At 51.2% G+C, this 2,716-nt stretch carries 2 protein-coding genes and 2 pseudogenes; 3 read left to right on the top strand and 1 reads right to left on the bottom strand.

The window, feature by feature from the left end; all coding sequences use genetic code 11:
- The first annotated feature begins 215 nt into the window (after positions 1-215).
- The 3 genes and pseudogenes from EJP87_RS15225 to EJP87_RS15215 form a co-directional block, all read left to right on the top strand.
- Positions 216-1,079, top strand: a complete 864-nt coding sequence (locus EJP87_RS15225; protein WP_227657686.1) for a class I SAM-dependent methyltransferase — start codon at positions 216-218, stop codon at positions 1,077-1,079.
- Positions 1,072-1,869: a GIY-YIG nuclease family protein gene (locus EJP87_RS15220; protein ID WP_227657685.1), complete on the top strand. Its 798-nt coding sequence runs from the start codon at positions 1,072-1,074 to the stop codon at positions 1,867-1,869. Before EJP87_RS15225 ends, EJP87_RS15220 begins: the two co-directional genes overlap by 8 nt.
- A pseudogene (locus EJP87_RS15215) lies at positions 1,866-2,582 on the top strand (Eco57I restriction-modification methylase domain-containing protein); the annotation flags it as partial. The gene EJP87_RS15220 and the pseudogene EJP87_RS15215, both read left to right, overlap by 4 nt.
- Before the next feature lie 5 nt (positions 2,583-2,587).
- Here EJP87_RS15215 and EJP87_RS18695 read toward each other — a convergent pair.
- Positions 2,588-2,716: pseudogene (locus tag EJP87_RS18695) on the bottom strand (IS630 family transposase); the annotation flags it as partial.

Below are 2,716 nucleotides of genomic sequence, written 5' to 3'. Positions count from 1 at the left end.
CGCCTTGAGCAAGATCCTGGCACGCAGAAGAACGGATGCTGCTGCTCGGCCCTTGCTGATTGATTCCTCCAACCTCTCCCGCTCTGTCAGCGTCAGACGTACCACATACTTGATCATGTCACACACTCCCGCCCGAATCCCCTGGAGCTGGAGAGTGTAACAGATTAACGAAAGCCTGTCAGGTCAGCTTTGTCGGCCCACTAGAACCGCGCTATCTGAGCATGGTCACGCCAGCGAGATGGCTGGCAGGTGGACGAGGATTAGATGGGTTCAGGACGCGGATGCTCACTGAAGGCCACCTACGTAACCTCACGGACTTCCCAGATTCCAGCGAAGCTTTTCCAGGAGTGCAAATCAAGGGTGGAGTAAGCTACTTTCTTTGGGACGGTTCTTACAAAGGAACATGCGATGTCACGCGCATAGCTGCTGGCCAAGAGTATCTTCAGCGCAATCGCCAGCTTGGCGAGTTTGATGTTTTTGTGCGCGACGAGCGTGCGCTTGGCATCCTAAGAAAGGTTCTTGCATACAAGGAGCCGTCGGTTATCAGCCTTGTTTCTGGTGATACGCCTTTTGGTATTGCTACAAACTTTGAGGAATGGACAGAGAAGGCAGGTACAGGAAAGATTGCGCTTTACCTTATCACCAAAAGCAAGCGCACCGTCGGCTATATGAACCGGGCTGACATTCGTAAGAATGCTGATGCCATTGACGCGTGGAAAATTTATGTCCCTAAGGCATATGGAGCTGGGGAGAGTTTTCCGCATCAAATACTTGGTAAGGAGATCGTCGCAGCACCACCTTCAGTCTGCACACAATCATATCTTACCGTATCGCCTTTCCATTCAGAGAAAGAAGCCAAGAGCTTCGCAAGCTATTACCGGACACGTCTGTTCAGGTTTCTCGTTTCGCTCCGCAAAATCACACAAGATGCGTTGCGTTCGACTTATACATGGGTTCCGAAACAATCTTGGGACATGGTTTGGACGGACGATTTGTTGCATGAGAAGTACGGTATTACAAAAGACGAAGTGGCATTCATTGAAAGCATGATCCGGTCAATGGGCGAGAGCGATGACTAAACCCATCGAAGAAATTCTTGCACCAAAGCCTCAGGCTCGCCCCCGGATTTATGCCTATTCGATTGCGGACCCGGCGCACAAGGGCCTGTTGAAGGTCGGACAGACCACACGTGATGTGAAACAGCGTGTGGCCGAACAATTGAAAACGGCAGCGATTGTCAACTACCGCATCGAATTGGATGAAAGTGCTGAACGTGACGACGGTGGCATCTTTAGTGATCATGAGGTGCGTGCCTATCTCAAACAAAAAGGTTTCGATAATCCCTCGTTGGAGCCTGCCTGCGGCAGCGGAAATTTTTTGGTGCCTGTTCTACGACGGAAACTCTTGGCTGTTGAACTCAGATACGGCCAGTCAGACTTCGAGAAGCGCCACTATGCCTTGCTCGGATTGATGTGCATCTACGGCATTGAGCTTTTATCCGATAACATCGCCGAATGTCGTGCCAATCTGCTTGGCATCTTTGCCGAATACCTTGGTCTTAACGAAGAGGATAACCTTTACCGCATCGCCTGTTTCGTATTGTCCCTTAATATCGTGCATGGCGACGCGCTGACTATGAAGGCCAGCGATGGACAGCCAATCACCTTTGCCGAATGGGGTTATCTCGGCAAAGGCAAGTTTCAACGCCGTGACTTTCTCCTCGACATTCTTACCCTTTCCTCGACTTTCAGCGCGGAAGGTTCGCTGTTTGCGCACCTGGGTAAACACGAAATTTTCACTCCAATCAAGGTCTGGCAACCGATGATCATGTCTGAACTGGCTGTTCTATCCGTGCAGGAAGACGCATGACTGACGCCTCGCAAGATCAAGCCCCTTTTGCTCTGCGGGGCCGTAATCCCGATGTGCTGACCTGCATCGCCAACCTCAGCAACGACGAGGTATTCACCCCGCCGGAGTTTGCAAACCGGATGCTGGACACGTTGGCCTCTGCATGGGAGAAGGACCATGGGGGAGCAAATCTGTGGGCCAACAAGTTGGTGCGATTTCTCGATCCCTTTACCAAGAGCGGCGTTTTTTTGCGTGAAATCACCAGCCGCCTGACAGTGGGCCTGAAGGACGAGATCCCTGATTTGCAGAAGCGTGTGGACCACATCCTCACCAAGCAGGTATTCGGTATCGGCATCACGGAGCTGACGAGCCTGTTGGCGCGGCGCAGCGTGTATTGTAGCAAGCACGCGAATGGTCCGCACTCGGTTGCCAAATCTTTCAAGAGCGAGCAGGGTAATATCTGGTTTAAGCGCACTGAGCATATTTGGGAAGAAACGAAGTGTATTTTCTGTGGTGCTCCAAAAACCATTTTTGATCGCGAGGAAAATCTGGAGAATCATGCTTATGCGTTCATTCACACCAACGACATCAAGGCTCGGATTGTCGAGATTTTTGGAGGCAAAATGCAATTCGATGTGATTATCGGCAATCCACCCTATCAGATGGCGGGTGGTGCTGGCGGTAGTAGCGATTCTTCCATCTATCACTTGTTTGTTGAGCAAGCTATGAAGCTAGTAGGTCAACAAAGCTGAATTGACGGGTAGAGACGCCCCAATTTGATCCTCGCATCCTGGGTCGTAAACTGCCAATTCACCTTGCAGTCTCTCCGATTGCGCTCTGTTTCCCACGCGGAAACTTCCCTGTCCAG

The organism is Candidatus Magnetaquicoccus inordinatus (assembly GCF_004217665.1).
In the GTDB taxonomy this organism is placed as follows: Bacteria; Pseudomonadota; Magnetococcia; order Magnetococcales; family Magnetaquicoccaceae; genus Magnetaquicoccus; species Magnetaquicoccus inordinatus.
The sequence above is the reverse complement of the archived record's forward strand: the minus strand, read 5'-3'. Positions and strand labels throughout refer to the sequence as shown.

What these genes read in the sequence shown, in the direction of transcription:
- EJP87_RS15220 (WP_227657685.1), top strand. Translation starts at nt 1,072, where the DNA reads ATGACTAAACCCATCGAAGAAATTCTTGCACCAAAGCCTCAGGCTCGC.